The sequence below is a fragment of the Bradyrhizobium sp. 195 genome (genome assembly GCF_023101665.1).
GTDB lineage: Bacteria > Pseudomonadota > Alphaproteobacteria > Rhizobiales > Xanthobacteraceae > Bradyrhizobium.
Genome location: NZ_CP082161.1, coordinates 5332301 through 5349038, shown reverse-complemented (window position 1 = coordinate 5349038; position 16738 = coordinate 5332301). Strand labels below are relative to the sequence as shown.

Annotated in this window: 12 protein-coding genes; all 12 read left to right on the top strand. The window is 62.9% G+C overall.

Features of this window, described 5'->3' with window-relative positions; genetic code table 11:
* Window positions 1-118 precede the first annotated feature (118 nt).
* The 12 genes from rpoC (at window position 119) to rplB (ending at window position 16732) form a co-directional block, all read left to right on the top strand.
* Window positions 119-4315 carry a DNA-directed RNA polymerase subunit beta' gene (rpoC, locus tag IVB26_RS24970; protein WP_247967832.1) on the top strand — a complete coding sequence of 1399 codons (4197 nt, stop codon included), beginning with the start codon at window positions 119-121 and terminating at the stop codon, window positions 4313-4315.
* A gap of 193 nt (window positions 4316-4508) precedes the next feature.
* Window positions 4509-6569 (top strand): FAD-dependent oxidoreductase, encoded by a 2061-nt coding sequence (locus IVB26_RS24965; RefSeq protein WP_247967831.1) that lies wholly within the window; start codon window positions 4509-4511, stop codon window positions 6567-6569.
* A gap of 132 nt (window positions 6570-6701) precedes the next feature.
* On the top strand, window positions 6702-8726 hold the full coding sequence (locus IVB26_RS24960) for an ABC transporter ATP-binding protein (protein WP_247967830.1): 2025 nt from the start codon (window positions 6702-6704) through the stop codon (window positions 8724-8726).
* An 886-nt stretch (window positions 8727-9612) separates the two neighbouring features.
* Window positions 9613-9984, top strand: coding sequence for a 30S ribosomal protein S12 (gene rpsL, locus IVB26_RS24955; RefSeq protein WP_007603006.1), 372 nt, complete (start codon window positions 9613-9615; stop codon window positions 9982-9984).
* Window positions 9985-9999: 15 nt separating this feature from the next.
* On the top strand, window positions 10000-10470 hold the full coding sequence (gene rpsG, locus IVB26_RS24950; RefSeq protein ID WP_018322260.1) for a 30S ribosomal protein S7: 471 nt from the start codon (window positions 10000-10002) through the stop codon (window positions 10468-10470).
* A 30-nt stretch (window positions 10471-10500) separates the two neighbouring features.
* Complete coding sequence (gene fusA / locus IVB26_RS24945) at window positions 10501-12573, top strand: elongation factor G (protein WP_018322261.1); 2073 nt, start codon at window positions 10501-10503, stop codon at window positions 12571-12573.
* A gap of 40 nt (window positions 12574-12613) precedes the next feature.
* Entirely contained in the window at window positions 12614-13804 is a 1191-nt protein-coding gene (gene tuf, locus IVB26_RS24940; RefSeq protein ID WP_008136415.1) for an elongation factor Tu, read from the top strand.
* 83 nt (window positions 13805-13887) lie between these two features.
* Window positions 13888-14196, top strand: a complete 309-nt coding sequence (gene rpsJ / locus IVB26_RS24935) for a 30S ribosomal protein S10 (RefSeq protein ID WP_002712302.1) — start codon at window positions 13888-13890, stop codon at window positions 14194-14196.
* A gap of 52 nt (window positions 14197-14248) precedes the next feature.
* Window positions 14249-14965 carry a 50S ribosomal protein L3 gene (rplC, locus tag IVB26_RS24930; protein WP_028141005.1) on the top strand — a complete coding sequence of 239 codons (717 nt, stop codon included), beginning with the start codon at window positions 14249-14251 and terminating at the stop codon, window positions 14963-14965.
* 1 nt (window position 14966) lies between these two features.
* Entirely contained in the window at window positions 14967-15587 is a 621-nt protein-coding gene (gene rplD, locus IVB26_RS24925; RefSeq protein ID WP_020508797.1) for a 50S ribosomal protein L4, read from the top strand.
* Window positions 15584-15886 carry a 50S ribosomal protein L23 gene (locus IVB26_RS24920; protein ID WP_194402791.1) on the top strand — a complete coding sequence of 101 codons (303 nt, stop codon included), beginning with the start codon at window positions 15584-15586 and terminating at the stop codon, window positions 15884-15886. Before rplD ends, IVB26_RS24920 begins: the two co-directional genes overlap by 4 nt.
* A 12-nt stretch (window positions 15887-15898) precedes the next feature.
* Entirely contained in the window at window positions 15899-16732 is an 834-nt protein-coding gene (rplB, locus tag IVB26_RS24915; RefSeq protein WP_247967829.1) for a 50S ribosomal protein L2, read from the top strand.
* The last annotated feature ends 6 nt before the right edge of the window (window positions 16733-16738 follow it).

Sequence of the window (16738 nt, the reverse complement as noted above, 5' to 3'; positions counted from 1 at the left end):
CATGCCCGGCCTTTACGGCCGGGCACCGGCGCCCCGCCCGAGGCCTTGAGGGCAGGGCGCCTGCTCAAGTGATTTTCGAATTTGCGGCCGGAGGCGACCGGCACGCGAGGAGAAGACGATGAACCAAGAAATTATGAATCTCTTCAACCCGACGACGCCGGCTCAGGTCTTCGACCAGATCCGGATCTCGATCGCGTCTCCAGAGAAGATTCTGTCCTGGTCCTACGGCGAGATCAAGAAGCCGGAGACCATCAACTACCGTACCTTCAAGCCCGAGCGCGACGGCCTGTTCTGCGCCCGCATCTTCGGGCCGATCAAGGACTACGAGTGCTTGTGCGGCAAGTACAAGCGCATGAAGTACAAGGGCATCATCTGCGAGAAGTGCTCGGTCGAGGTCACGCTGTCGCGCGTCCGGCGCGAGCGCATGGGCCATATCGAGCTCGCAGCCCCCGTCGCCCACATCTGGTTCCTGAAGTCGCTGCCCTCGCGCATCGGCCTTCTGCTGGACATGACGCTGAAGGATCTCGAGCGGATCCTCTATTTCGAATACTACGTCGTGCTCGAGCCGGGCCTCACCGCGCTGAAGGACCGCCAGCTGCTGTCGGAAGACGAGTATCTGAAGGCGCAGGACGAGTACGGCCAGGATTCCTTCACCGCCATGATCGGCGCCGAAGCGATCCGCGAGCTGCTCAAGGGCATGGACCTCGAGAAGCTCGAATTGTCCTTGCGCGCGGAGATGCAGGAGACCGACTCCGACATCAAGCACAAGAAGCTCGCCAAGCGCCTGAAGATCGTGGAAGCGTTCCGCCACTCCGGCAACAAGCCGGAATGGATGATCATGACCGTGGTTCCGGTGATTCCGCCGGACCTGCGTCCGCTCGTGCCGCTCGACGGCGGCCGTTTCGCGACCTCGGACCTCAACGACCTCTACCGCCGCGTCATCAACCGCAACAACCGCTTGAAGCGGCTGATGGAGCTGCGCGCGCCTGACATCATCATCCGCAACGAGAAGCGCATGCTTCAGGAAGCGGTCGATGCGCTGTTCGACAACGGTCGCCGCGGCCGCGTCATCACGGGCGCCAACAAGCGTCCGCTGAAGTCGCTCGCCGACATGCTCAAGGGCAAGCAGGGTCGCTTCCGCCAGAACCTGCTCGGCAAGCGCGTCGACTATTCGGGCCGTTCGGTGATCGTGGTCGGTCCCGAGCTGCGCCTGCATCAGTGCGGCCTGCCGAAGAAGATGGCGCTCGAGCTGTTCAAGCCGTTCATCTATTCGCGGCTTGACGCCAAGGGCCTGTCCACCACCGTGAAGCAGGCGAAGAAGCTGGTCGAGAAGGAGCGGCCCGAGGTCTGGGACATCCTGGACGAGGTCATCCGCGAGCATCCGGTGCTGCTGAACCGCGCACCGACGCTGCATCGCCTCGGCATCCAGGCGTTCGAGCCGGTGCTGATCGAGGGCAAGGCGATTCAGCTTCACCCGCTGGTCTGCTCCGCGTTCAACGCCGACTTCGACGGCGACCAGATGGCCGTGCACGTCCCGCTGTCGCTCGAAGCGCAGCTGGAAGCGCGCGTCCTGATGATGTCGACCAACAACATCCTGCATCCGGCCAACGGTCAGCCGATCATCGTGCCGTCGCAGGACATCGTGCTCGGTCTCTACTACGTCTCGATCATGCGCGAAGGCCTGCCCGGCGAGGGCAAGGTGTTCGGCGAGATGGCCGAGCTCGAGCACGCGCTGCACGCGAAGGTCATTCACCTCCACACCAAGATCAAGTACCGGTGGGAAGGCATCGACGAGACCGGCAAGATCTCCAAGCGCTGGATCGAGACCACCGCCGGCCGCGTCATGCTCGGCAATCTGCTGCCGAAGAACCCGCGCGTCCCGTACGAGATCATCAACAAGCTGATGACCAAGCGCGAGATCTCGGGCGTCATCGACCAGGTCTACCGCCACTGCGGTCAGAAGGAGACGGTGATCTTCTGCGACCGCATCATGGCGCTCGGCTTCTACAACGCGTTCAAGGCCGGCATCTCGTTCGGCAAGGACGACATGGTCGTACCGCACTCCAAGTGGAAGATCGTCGACACCACCCGTACGCTGGCGAAGGATTTCGAGCAGCAGTACAACGACGGTCTGATCACCCATGGCGAGAAGTACAACAAGGTCGTCGACGCCTGGTCGAAGGCCACGGAAGAAATCGCCAAGGCGATGATGAAGGAGATCTCCTCCACCAAGAAGACGGCGAGTGGAGCGGATGCCGACATCAACTCGATCTACATGATGGCTCACTCCGGTGCCCGCGGTTCGCCGGCCCAGATGCGCCAGCTCGCCGGCATGCGCGGCCTGATGGCCAAGCCGTCGGGTGAGATCATCGAGACGCCGATCATCTCGAACTTCAAGGAAGGCCTCTCGGTTCTCGAGTACTTCAACTCGACCCACGGCGCCCGCAAGGGTCTCGCGGACACCGCGTTGAAGACCGCGAACTCGGGCTACCTGACCCGTCGTCTGGTCGACGTCGCGCAGGACTGCATCATCACGCAGAGCGACTGCGGCACCAAGCTCGGCATCAAGATGCGCGCCATCGTCGATGCCGGCACCGTGGTTGCTTCGCTCGGTTCGCGCATCCTCGGACGCACGGCCTGCGAAGACATCCGTGACAGCTCGGGCAAGGTGATCATCAAGCGCGATACGCTGATGGAAGAAAGCCATCTGGACGCCATCCAGCAGGGTGGTGTGCAGGAGGTGAAGATCCGTTCGGCGCTGACCTGCGAACTCGTCAACGGCATCTGCGGCAAGTGCTACGGCCGCGACCTCGCCCGCGGCACGCCGGTCAACCACGGCGAAGCGGTCGGCGTCATCGCGGCGCAGTCGATCGGTGAGCCGGGCACCCAGCTCACCATGCGCACCTTCCACATCGGTGGTGCGGCGCAGCTCAACGAGCAGTCGTTCGTCGAAGCCAATTTCGACGGCAAGATCGTGATCAGGAACAAGGCCATCGCTCGCAACAGCGAAGGTCACCTGGTTGCGATGGTGCGCAACATGGTGGTGGCGATCGTCGATGCCGACGGCACCGAGCGTGCGACGCACCGCGTCCAGTACGGCTCGCGCCTGCACGTCGACGAGGGCGACAACGTCAAGCGCGGTCAGCGCATCGTCGAGTGGGATCCCTACACCCGTCCGCTCCTCACCGAAGTCGAAGGTACCATCGGCTTCGAGGATCTGGTCGAAGGGCAGTCGATCTCGGAAACGCTGGACGAGGCCACCGGTATCGCCAAGCGCGTCGTCATCGACTGGCGCTCGACCCGCGGCGGCGCGGACCTGCGTCCGGCCATCGTGGTCAAGGGCAAGGACGGCAAGGTGCTCAAGCTCGCCCGTGGCGGCGATGCCCGCTACATGCTGTCGGTCGACGCCATTCTCTCGGTCGACGTCGGAGCCAAGGTCAATCCGGGCGACATCCTCGCCCGTGTCTCCACCGAAAGCGCCAAGACGCGTGACATCACCGGCGGTCTGCCGCGGGTGGCGGAACTGTTCGAGGCCCGGCGTCCGAAGGATGCGGCGATCATCGCCGAAATCGCGGGCACCATCCGGTTCGGGCGCGACTACAAGAACAAGCGTCGCATCTCGATCGAGCCGATGGACAAGACCGACGAGCCGCGCGAGTACCTGATCCCGAAGGGCAAGCACATCCACCTTCAGGACGGCGACGTCGTCGAAAAGGGCGACTTCATCGTGGAAGGCAACCCGGCCCCGCACGATATCCTGGCGGTCAAGGGCATCGAGGAGCTCGCGGCCTATCTGGTCAACGAGATCCAGGAGGTCTACCGGCTCCAGGGCGTGCTCATCAACGACAAGCACATCGAGGTGATTGTCCGTCAGATGCTCCAGAAGGTGGAAGTCACCGACCAGGGCGACACGGACATGATCTCCGGCGAGCAGGTCGACAAGATCGAGTTCGACGCGCTGAACGAGAAGGCCAAGGAAGAGGGCAAGAAGGTCGCCACGGGGACGCCGGTTCTGCTCGGCATCACCAAGGCGAGCCTCCAGACCCGTTCGTTCTTCTCGGCGGCCTCCTTCCAGGAGACCACCCGCGTCCTCACGGAAGCGGCGGTCAACGGCAAGGTCGATCCGCTCGAAGGCCTCAAGGAGAACGTCATCGTCGGCCGGCTGATCCCGGCAGGCACCGGTGCCTCGATGGCCAAGATCCGCGAAGTCGCCATGAAGCGCGACAAGCTGATCCTGGACGAGCGCGAGAAGCAGGCGGCCGTCGTGTCGCCCGCGCCGGAAGCGGAGCTTCCTGCACTGCCGCCTGCGGAATGATGGTTCATCCGTAGGAATACCGAGGACAATGAAAAGGCCGGCGCAAGCCGGCCTTTTTGCTGCTTTCATTGCCTGCTGCGATGCAGGATCAACCTTTGTTCATCTTTCCTTCAGGCGCAAAAGCGCTTCTGCTAGGAGAGTTTAGACCGGTGGATCCCGTGACGGGGGCAGGGCCGGAGACCACGGAACTCACATGCTTGATCTCGCAATCGTAGGCGGCGGCCCCGGTGGGCTGATGAGCGCCTGGTATCTGAAGCGCAAGCTTGGCGATCTCTGTCGTGTCACCATCTACGAGGCCTCCGACCGGCTCGGCGGCAAGATCGTCACGCGCAAGTTCGATTCCGCGCCTGCGATGTACGAGGCCGGCGTTGCCGAGATCTACGACTACTCGATGACCGGGCCCGATCCGCTGCGCGAGCTGATTCAGCATTTCGGGCTGCAGACCATTCCGATGGATGCCGAGCAGGTGCAGTTCGGCGGCGAGCTGCTGAGCGACGTGCCCGGCATGCGCCGCAAATACGGCGCCAAGACCGCGGCTGCCATCGAAGCGTTCCGCAAACGTTGTACCGAGGTGATGTCGCCGATCGAATATTACGAGGGCGTCGGCGCGCACGACAACGACAACCCCTGGGCGTACAAGACCGCCGAGCAGGTGCTCGACGAGGAGGTCGAGGACGAGACCGCAAAGCGCTTCTTCAAGGTGATGGCGCGCTCCGACATTGCGACCGAGAGCCACAACACCAACGGCCTCAACGCGCTCAAGAACTATCTGATGGATGTTGACGGCTATATTGGCCTCTATTCCATCCAGAACGGCAACGAGCAGCTGATCGAATGCCTGCAGTCGGAGGTCAACGCCGACATCCAGCTCAATCACCGCGTGCTCACCGTGGGCAAGGCGCCGACCGGCCGCTACCAGCTCAAGATGATGAACGGCAAGGGACCGGAGACCCGCGACTTCGATCTCGTGCTGGTCTGCCTGCCGCATTCCTGGCTCGCCACCGTCGGCTGGGAAGGCGAGCAGCTGCGCAAGTCGATGGTCAAGCACGTCTCCTATTTCGACCGTCCCGCGCATTACCTGCGCGTCTCGATTCTGTTCGACACGCCATTCTGGGGCGAGAAGATTCCCGGCGCCTGGTTCATGTCGGAAGCCTTCGGCGGCTGCTGCGTCTACAACGAGGGCGCGCGCCACGACGTCGGCAAGCACGGCGTGCTGAACTGGCTGATTCCCGGCTCGGACGCGCTGGCCTTCGCCAATCTGTCGGACCAGGAGCTGATCGACGCCGCGCTGAAGTCGCTGCCGGCTTCGCTCGGCGATGCGCGGTCGCATTTCATGGAAGGCAAGATCCACCGCTGGCTGTCGTCCGTGAACGCTATACCGGGCGGTCTGCCCGTGCGCGACGTCATGACCAACCACCGGCCGGAGCCGAAGGAGCATCCGGGCATCGTGGTGGTCGGCGACTATCTGTTCGACTCGACGCTGAACGGCCTGCTCGATTCCTCGGACGCGGCGACCGACATCATCCTGACCGAGATGATGCGCCTGCGCCGCAAGCGCGCGCAGGATGGCAAGCCGGTCTCCGACAAGATCGACCGCGACTATTTCGAGAACTATCGGGGCCTTGGCCCCTATCACGAGGCGTGGCGCCACTTCACCGACCCGGATTATCTCGCCAAGCTGCTTGGCATCGTCTGGGGCAAGACCAAGGGCGCCAAGCTGCTCGTCGCGGGCTCGGCCAGCGGTGAGCTGGTCGGCGCCTTGCGCGAGCGCGGCATCGATGCCTTCGGCATCGAGAACAACCGTGCCGTCCACGCCAGGACGCCGAAGGCGCTGAGCAAGTACAACAAGCTCGGCTCGATCACCGACATGCCGTTCAAGGACGGCGCGTTCGACTTCGTGTTCGAGACCAGCCTTTGCCACGTTTCTCCGAAGCAGGTGGTCCGCGCGATCAAGGAGCTGAACCGCGTGGTCAAGACCGGCCTCGTGTTCGGCTCGATCACCTCGGACATGGCTCCGGCTCTGATTGACCGCTACGACCTCCTGCGCGGGGTCAAGAAGCTCGGGACCTGGTGGGAATGGTCCGAGCTGTTCTTCGGCAACGGTTTCGACCTCTCGATGCACCGCAAGGATTGCACCGATGCGCTCTGGGAGGCGACGCTCGCCGCCAACAGGGGGCCGGGGCAGTGGTATGCCGACGCCGACAGCTTGCGCTATTCCTTCTTCGACAAGGTCGAGGACGAGGACGACGATTAGCCGCTTGGAGCGAGCGCCTTCGCCAATTGTTTTGCCGAATTCATCTTGATCGCATAGAATCGGTGCAATAGCGGTTACCGCTATCTCCTGCTTTCTCTGCGGTCATGCCGGCCGTCAGCATCGGTTGGTTTCATGGCGTCCAAGCCCCTCCCGCCCGACAAACAGAAGCTCGCCGCCGAAGAGGCGGCCGAGCTCGACGACAAGCTCGCCGCTTCTGCCAAGCCGGACCTCGAAGACGACGAGGACGACGAAGACGAGGCAGATGACGAGTTGGAGCTTGATGACGACGATGAGGACGAGGACCTCGTCGTCTTTACCGCACGCGAGGCCGCCGGCGCGCTCGCGACCATCGTCGGGTTCGTCAAACCCCATCTGACCAATTACAAGCGGATGCTGTCATTCGTGGCGTTTGGCGTCCTCGTCGAGACGCTGTTCAACGTCATCATGCCTCTCAGCCTCAAGTTCCTGATCGACGATGCGCTCGGCGAGGAGGACTTCCAGGCGCTGTACAAGATCCTCGGCGTGCTCGCCGTCGCCGGCATCTTCACCTCGATCGTCGCCGTCTGGTACGAGCGCTGGGATGCGCGGCTGGCGGCCTGTATCATCTCCGACGTCCGCAAGCGCCTGTTTGAGCACGTCCAGGACCTGCCGGCGGCCTATTTCGGCCGCATCAAGCGCGGCGAGATCCTGTCGCGCTTCTCGGTCGACCTTTCGGCCTTTGAAGGCTCGGTGAAGACTTTCGCCAACAGTGCCGCGCTGCCGTTTCTGGAATTGATCGCCGGCATCGTCCTGATGGTGTTCCTGAACTGGCAGCTCGCGGCCGTTGCGCTGCTCGTGTTCCCGATCACGCTGATCGGCCCGCGGATCCTGACGCCCAAGGCGGTGCAGGCCAATTACGAGCAGAAGCTCAACGAGAGCGCGCTGCTCGGGATGGTGCAGGAGAACGTGGCGGCACAGGCCGTGATCAAGGCATTCAGCCTGCAGCGCAAGATGTTCGGGTTCTTCCGCTTCCGCAACGACGAGACCCGCAACAAGATCGCCTCGGCCACGTTCCTGTCGACCATGGTGGAGCGCACGGTCACCATCTCGGTGCTGCTGCTGCACCTCGTCGTGCTGGCCATCGGCGCGTACCTGGCGACCAAGGGCCAGATCACCATCGGCACCTTCGTCACCTTCGAGAGCGCGTTCTGGGAGGTCTCCTACAACATCGCCCACGTGATGCATTTCATCCCCGTGTCGATCTCCTCGGCCGCCGCGATCCGCCACATCCAGGAGTTGCTGGACCAGCCGACCCGCAGCGCTGATCGCCCTGGCGCGCCCGACCTGCCGCGCATCACCAACGACATCACCTTCGATCACGTCACCTTCCAGTACGAGGGCAGTCAGACGCCGGTGCTGGATAATCTCAGTCTCAAGCTCAATGCGGGCAAGCGCATCGCGATCGTCGGCCCGAGCGGCTCCGGCAAGAGCACGTTGCTCAACCTGATCCTGCGGCTCTACGTGCCCAACGAGGGGCGCGTCACCATCGACGGCGTCGACGTCCGCAAGGTGACGCTGGATTCCCTGCGCCGGAGCATGGCAGTGGTGTTCCAGGAGAACATGCTGTTCAACATGTCGATCCGCGAGAACATCCGGCTCGGCAAGGAAGGCGCGAGCGACGAGGAGGTGGAGGACGCGGCCAAGAAGGCCGAGATCCACCGCTATATCATGAGCCTGCCGCAGCGATACGACACGCCGGTCGGCGAGCGCGGCGATACCCTGTCGGGCGGCCAGCGCCAGCGCATCGCGATCGCGCGCGCGATCATTCGCAATCCCTCGGTGCTGCTGCTGGACGAGGCGACCTCGGCGCTGGACCAGACCACGGAAGCTGCAATCAACCGGACGCTGCTCAAGGTCGCCAAGGGCCGCACCATGATCTGGTCGACCCACCGGCTGACCTCGGTGGTTGAGATGGACGAAATCATCGTGATTTCCGCGGGCAGGGCGATCGAACGCGGCTCGCATGCCCAATTGCTCGCCAAGAACGGCACCTATCGCAAGCTGTGGAACGACCAGATCCACCAGCCGCATGGCGCGGCGGCTCACGCCGACGACGGCAGAGACGATGATGATGAAGACGACCTCGAGGATGATGAGGACGACGACGGGGAGGAGTAAGCGGGCCGCACCGATTCTGTGATTCCGGTCTTCGGCATTCGCGGGGGTCCGCATGGACCGATGAACTCGTCGATTCGAAAGCTCGGCCGGATATCTCTCACGGGGAATCGGCCGGGACGCGATGTCACGGACGTTGGTCGCGCGGGCGACCTTTCGCCATTTTTTGGTAACGTCCCGATGCCGATTGCTGTCGAAGCGAAGAGATTAACGCTCGTTAACGCGTTAAGAGCCCAAAAAGCTCTCGCAGATCGTTATAAAGTTACATTTCGCCCGGATATAAATGTTCGACGAGCTGGCGAAATGGGTGCTGCGCTTCCATATCAGGGGCAGGCGGCGAGGGCGGCAAACAGCGATTTTGACAGGCTCCTGAGCGCTTTGTGACTGTCGTTTCGCCTTGACTTGAACGATTCTCACTTATAGAAAGCGCCTCACTTAACGACAGGCGGTGAGCATCGCCAGCGTCGGAACGGGCCACCCGTTAGATCCCCAAGAGCTAGATCCCACAAGGACTAGATCAGCAGGGATCGCTCAAGACGGGCACCAACCTCGACGAATGCCGCTCAAACGCTGTCGATCATAGCTAGGCAATGCCAGTGCGATTCTAGTTCTCTTGAGCACGTTCTCTAGAGATCGAATTCGGATGCATGACCTCAGTGCGCGGGCCGCGGCTTTACGCTGACCGGCCTCATACTGCGGTCCTCTGTGGCGTCGAAGCGCTTTCCGCCCGTTGATGGGGCGGTTGGCGCGATTTCGCTTTGTGCGGATTGTTCCGCGGAAGGCGACCCCGTCGGGCGGGTTGCTCGAAAGAATTTGCGGTCCCGGCAACGGGCTGCGGCAAGACAGCGGATCCGGAAGGATCTGCGACAGAACAAAGGGTAAGGCCAGGATGCCGACGATCAACCAGCTGATCGCTCAACCGCGTGAAGTGCAGAAGTCGCGCAAGAAGGTGCCGGCGCTGCAGCAGTCGCCGCAGAAGCGTGGTGTTTGCACCCGCGTCTACACCACGACCCCGAAGAAGCCGAACTCGGCGCTTCGTAAGGTCGCCAAGGTGCGCCTGACCAACGGCTTCGAGGTGATCGGCTACATCCCCGGTGAGGGCCATAACCTCCAGGAGCACTCGGTGGTCATGATCCGCGGCGGTCGCGTCAAGGACTTGCCCGGCGTGCGCTACCACATCCTCCGCGGCGTTCTGGATACCCAGGGCGTCAAGAACCGTAAGCAGCGTCGTTCGAAGTACGGCGCGAAGCGTCCGAAGTAAGCGGGAACCAGGTCCATGTCTCGTCGCCACTCAGCGGAAAAGCGCGAAGTCCTTCCCGATCCGAAGTTCGGGAACATCATCGTCACGAAGTTCATGAACTCGGTGATGTACGCCGGCAAGAAGTCGGTCGCGGAAGGCATCGTCTACGGTGCGTTCGGCATCATCGAAACCAAGACCAAGCAGAACCCGCTCGGCGTGTTCGAGCAGGCGCTCGAGAACGTCATGCCGACGATCGAAGTCCGCTCCCGCCGCGTCGGCGGCGCGACCTACCAGGTCCCGGTCGAGGTTCGTTCGACCCGCCGTCAGGCGCTGGGCATCCGCTGGCTGATCTCCGCTGCGCGCGATCGCAACGAGAAGACCATGACCGAGCGGCTGTCGGCGGAACTCCTGGATGCGTCGAACAACCGTGGCAACGCCGTCAAGAAGCGCGAAGACGTGCACCGGATGGCGGAAGCCAACCGCGCCTTCTCGCACTATCGCTGGTAACGGCGAAACACGGAATCTAAGGAACACCCAATGCCCCGCGTTCATGCCATAGAGAATTACCGCAACTTCGGTATCATGGCGCACATCGATGCCGGCAAGACGACGACGACCGAGCGCATCCTGTATTACACCGGCAAGAGCCACAAGATCGGCGAAGTGCACGAAGGTGCCGCGACGATGGACTGGATGGAGCAGGAGCAGGAGCGTGGCATCACGATCACCTCGGCTGCGACCACCGCGTTCTGGGCCGGCAAGCGTCTGAACATCATCGACACCCCCGGCCACGTCGACTTCACCATCGAAGTCGAGCGTTCGCTGCGCGTGCTCGACGGCGCCGTCTGCGTGCTCGACTCCAACCAGGGCGTCGAGCCCCAGACCGAGACCGTCTGGCGTCAGGGCGACAAGTACAAGGTTCCGCGCATCGTCTTCGCCAACAAGATGGACAAGACCGGCGCCGACTTCTTCAAGTGCCTGGCCGACATCGTCGACCGCCTCGGCGCCAAGCCGATCGCGATCCAGCTTCCGATCGGTGCCGAGAACAACTTCAAGGGGCTCGTCGACCTCGTGAAGATGCAGGGCATCATCTGGAACGATGAATCGCTCGGCGCGAAGTTCGACTATGTCGACATTCCCGAGGATCTCGTCGAGCAGGCCAAGGAATACCGCGAGAAGATGGTGGAAGCCGCCGTCGAGCTCGACGACGACGCCATGGCCGCCTATCTCGACGGCAAGGAGCCGGACGAAGAGACGCTGAAGCGGCTGATCCGCAAGGCGGTTCTGACCGGCGCGTTCTATCCCGTGCTGTGCGGCTCGGCCTTCAAGAACAAGGGCGTGCAGCCACTGCTCGACGCCGTCGTCGACTATCTGCCGTCGCCGATCGACGTGCCCGCGATCAAGGGCACCGACGACCGCGGCAACGAGGTCGTGCGCAAGGCGGACGACAAGGAGCCGCTCGCGCTGCTCGCGTTCAAGATCATGGACGACCCGTTCGTCGGCACCATCACCTTCTGTCGCATCTACTCCGGCGTTCTGCAGAGCGGCACCGGCGTCGTGAACTCGACCCGCGAGAAGAAGGAGCGTATCGGGCGCATGCTCTTGATGCATGCGAACAACCGCGAAGACATCAAGGAAGCCTATGCCGGCGACATCGTCGCGCTGGCCGGCCTGAAGGAAGCGCGCACCGGTGACACGCTGTGCGATCCTGACAAGCAGGTGATCCTGGAGAAGATGGAATTCCCCGAGCCGGTCATCGAGATCGCGATCGAGCCGAAGTCCAAGGCCGACCAGGAAAAGCTGGGCGTGGCGCTGGCCAAGCTCGCCGCGGAGGATCCGTCCTTCCGCGTGTCGACCGACCAGGAGTCCGGCCAGACCATCCTCAAGGGCATGGGCGAACTCCATCTCGACATCAAGGTCGACATCCTCAAGCGTACCTACAAGGTCGACGCCAACATCGGCGCGCCGCAGGTTGCGTTCCGTGAGCGCGTCACCAAGAAGGCCGAGGTGAAGTACACCCACAAGAAGCAGACCGGCGGTACCGGTCAGTTCGCGGAAGTGTCGATCGTGGTCGAGCCGAACGAGCCCGGCAAGGGCTACGAGTTCGAGTCCAAGATCGTCGGTGGTGCGGTTCCGAAGGAATACATCCCCGGCGTCGAAAAGGGCCTCAACAGCGTGATGAGCTCTGGCGTGGTCGCGGGCTTCCCCGTGGTCGACGTCAAGGTTCAGCTCGTCGACGGCAAGTATCACGACGTCGACTCGTCGGCGCTCGCCTTCGAAATCGCATCGCGCGCGGCATTCCGCGAAGCCTTGCAGAAGGGCAAGTCCGTCCTGCTCGAGCCGATCATGAAGGTCGAAGTGGTGACCCCGGAAGACTACACCGGCTCGGTCATCGGCGACCTGAATTCGCGGCGCGGTCAGATCCAGGGGCAGGACATGCGCGGCAACGCCAACGTCATCAACGCGATGGTGCCGCTCATGAACATGTTCGGTTACGTGAATAACCTGCGCTCGATGAGCCAGGGTCGCGCAACCTTCACCATGCAGTTCGACCACTACGCAGAAGCGCCGGCCAACGTGTCGGCAGAAGTCCAGAAGAAGTTTGCCTGATTGTCGTCGGTCACGAACTGACGATTGAACGGAGAGTCAAATGGCCAAAGCAAAGTTTGAACGTAACAAGCCGCACTGCAACATCGGCACCATCGGTCACGTCGACCATGGCAAGACGTCGCTGACCGCGGCGATCACCAAGGTTCTCGCCGAAGCCGGCGGTGCGACGTTCACCGCGTACGACCAGATCGACAAGGCGCCGGAAGAAAAGGCGCGCGGCATCACCATCTCGACCGCACACGTCGAGTACGAGACGCCGAACCGCCACTACGCCCACGTCGACTGCCCCGGCCACGCCGACTACGTGAAGAACATGATCACCGGTGCCGCCCAGATGGACGGTGCGATCCTGGTCGTGTCGGCCGCTGACGGCCCGATGCCGCAGACCCGCGAGCACATCCTGCTCGCCCGCCAGGTCGGCGTGCCCGCGCTGGTCGTGTTCCTGAACAAGTGCGACATGGTCGACGATCCGGAACTGCTCGAGCTCGTCGAGCTCGAAGTCCGCGAGCTGCTTTCGAAGTACGACTTCCCGGGCGACAAGATCCCGATCATCAAGGGTTCGGCGCTCGCCGCTCTCGAAGATTCCGACAAGAAGCTCGGTCACGACGCCATCCTCGAGCTGATGAAGAACGTCGACGAGTACATCCCGCAGCCGGAGCGTCCGATCGACCAGCCGTTCCTGATGCCGGTTGAAGACGTGTTCTCGATCTCCGGCCGCGGCACCGTGGTGACCGGCCGTGTCGAGCGCGGCATCGTCAAGGTCGGCGAGGAAATCGAGATCGTCGGTCTCCGTGCGACCCAGAAGACGACCGTCACCGGCGTTGAAATGTTCCGCAAGCTGCTCGATCAGGGCCAGGCCGGCGACAACATCGGTGCGCTGCTCCGCGGCACCAAGCGTGAAGACGTCGAGCGCGGCCAGGTGCTGTGCAAGCCGGGTTCGGTCAAGCCGCACACCAAGTTCAAGGCTGAGGCTTACATCCTCACCAAGGAAGAGGGCGGTCGCCACACCCCGTTCTTCACCAACTACCGTCCGCAGTTCTACTTCCGCACCACCGACGTGACCGGTGTCGTGCACCTGCCGGAAGGCACCGAGATGGTGATGCCGGGCGACAACATCGCGATGGAAGTGCACCTGATCGTGCCGATCGCGATGGAAGAGAAGCTCCGTTTCGCGATCCGCGAAGGTGGCCGCACCGTCGGCGCCGGCGTCGTCGCCTCGATCATCGAGTAACAAGCGAATAGGGAATGGGGAGTGGCGAATAGGGAATTCTATTCGCTACTCGCTACTCGCCACTCACTAGAGAAAGCACGGCAATGAACGGCCAAAACATTCGTATCCGTCTCAAGGCGTTCGACCATCGTATCCTCGATACGTCGACCCGCGAGATCGTGAACACGGCGAAGCGCACCGGCGCGCAGGTCCGCGGACCCATTCCGCTGCCCACCCGCATCGAGAAGTTCACCGTCAACCGTTCGCCCCACGTCGACAAGAAGAGCCGCGAGCAGTTCGAGATGCGCACTCACAAGCGCCTGCTCGACATCGTCGATCCGACCCCGCAGACCGTCGATGCTTTGATGAAGCTCGACCTGGCCGCCGGTGTCGACGTCGAGATCAAGCTCTAAGATTTTTGGATCCCGTTCGCGCAAGCGGACAGAAAGAACAGGAAGCAAGCCGATGCGCTCCGGAGTGATCGCACAAAAGGTCGGGATGACGCGGGTCTTTACAGAGGCCGGCGAACATATCCCCGTGACCGTGCTGAAGCTCGGCAATTGCCAGGTCGTAGGCCACCGCACCGAAGAGAAGAACGGTTACGTCGCGCTCCAGCTTGGTTCTGGCAGCCGCAAGACCGTTTACATGCCCAAGGCGGAGCGCGGCCAGTTCGCGGTCGCCAAGGTCGAGCCGAAGCGGCAGGTCGAGGAATTCCGCGTCACCGCGGATGCCATGATCCCCGTTGGTGCCGAGATCCTTGCCGACCACTTCGTCGTCGGCCAGTTCGTCGACGTCACCGGCACCTCGGTCGGTAAGGGCTTCGCCGGTGGTATGAAGCGCTGGAACTTCGGCGGCCTGCGCGCCACCCACGGCGTCTCGGTCTCGCACCGCTCGATCGGTTCGACCGGTGGCCGTCAGGACCCCGGCAAGACCTGGAAGAACAAGAAGATGCCCGGCCATATGGGTGTCGACCGCATCACCACGCTCAACCTTCGCGTCGTTCAGCTCGATGTCGAGCGTGGCCTGATCCTCGTCGAAGGCGCCGTTCCCGGCTCCAAGGGCGGCTGGATTCGCGTGCGCGACGCCGTCAAGAAGCCGCTGCCGAAGGAAGCTCCGAAGCCCGGCAAGTTCAAGGTTGCGGGTGGCGAAGCCGAGGCTGCGGCCCAGCAGGAGGGTGCGTGAGATGGAACTGAAGGTCACCACCCTCGAAGGTAAGGAAGCCGGTTCGGTCCAGCTGTCCGACACCATTTTCGGCCTCGAGCCGCGCCAGGACATTATTGCGCGTTGCGTGCAATGGCAGCTCAACAAGCGTCAGGCCGGCACGCACAAGGCCAAGGGCCGCGCCGAGATTTGGCGCACTGGCAAGAAGATGTACAAGCAGAAGGGCACCGGCGGTGCTCGTCACGGTTCGGCCCGCGTGCCGCAGTTCCGCGGCGGCGGCCGTGCCTTCGGGCCGGTGGTGCGTTCGCACGCCACCGACCTGCCGAAGAAGGTCCGCGCACTGGCGCTGAAGCATGCGCTCTCGGCCAAGGCCAAGGACGGCGATCTCGTCGTGATCGAGAAGGCCGCGCTGGAAGCCGCCAAGACCAAGGCGCTGCTCGGTCACTTCTCGGGTCTCGGCCTGACCAACGCGCTGATCATCGACGGCGCCGAGCTCAACAACGGCTTCGCCGCTGCGGCTCGCAACATCCCGAACATGGACGTGCTGCCGATCCAGGGCATCAACGTCTACGACATCCTGCGCCGTCAGAAGCTCGTTCTGACCAAGGCCGCCATCGATGCGCTGGAGGCGCGCTTCAAATGACGAAGAACATCGAGGCTCGCCACTACGACGTGATCGTGTCGCCGGTCGTGACCGAAAAGGCGACGATCGCCTCCGAGCACAACAAGGTTCTGTTCAAGGTGGCCGCCAAGGCGACCAAGCCGCAGATCAAGGAAGCGATCGAGAAGCTGTTCGACGTCAAGGTCAAGAGCGTCAACACGCTTGTCCGCAAGGGCAAGACCAAGATCTTCCGCGGCAATCTCGGCTCGCAGTCGAACACCAAGCGCGCGATCGTGACCCTCGAAGAGGGCCACCGGATCGACGTCACCACCGGTCTGTAAGGTCGTACGACGATGGCACTGAAGACATTCAATCCTACGACGCCGGGCCAGCGCCAGCTGGTCATGGTCGATCGTTCGGCCCTCTACAAGGGCAAGCCGGTCAAGGCGCTCACCGAGGGCAAGCACTCCTCGGGCGGCCGCAACAACACCGGTCGCATCACCGTGCGCTTCCGCGGCGGCGGTCACAAGCAGACCCTGCGCATCGTCGACTTCAAGCGCGACAAGGTCGATGCGCCCGCGACGGTCGAGCGGCTGGAATACGATCCGAACCGCACCGCGTTCATCGCGTTGGTCAAGTATGAGGACGGCACCCAGGCCTATATCCTGGCGCCGCAGCGCCTGGCCGTGGGTGACACCGTCGTCGCCGGCAACTATGTCGACGTGAAGCCGGGCAACGTCATGCCGCTCGGCAACATGCCGGTCGGTACGATCATCCACAACATCGAGGTCAAGATCGGGAAGGGCGGCCAGCTTGCCCGTTCCGCGGGCACCTATGCTCAGCTCGTCGGCCGCGACCAGGACTACGTGATCATCCGCCTGAACTCGGGCGAGCAGCGCCTGGTGCACGGCCGTTGCCGCGGCACGATCGGCGCGGTGTCGAACCCGGATCACATGAACACCTCGATCGGCAAGGCCGGCCGTAACCGTTGGCTGGGCCGCAAGCCGCATAACCGCGGTGTCTCGATGAACCCGATCGACCATCCGCACGGCGGTGGTGAAGGTCGTACCTCGGGCGGCCGCCACCCGGTCACTCCGTGGGGCAAGCCGACCAAGGGCAAGAAGACCCGCACCAACAAGTCGACCAACAAATTCATTCTCCTAAGCCGCCACAAGCGGAAGAAGTAAGGAACG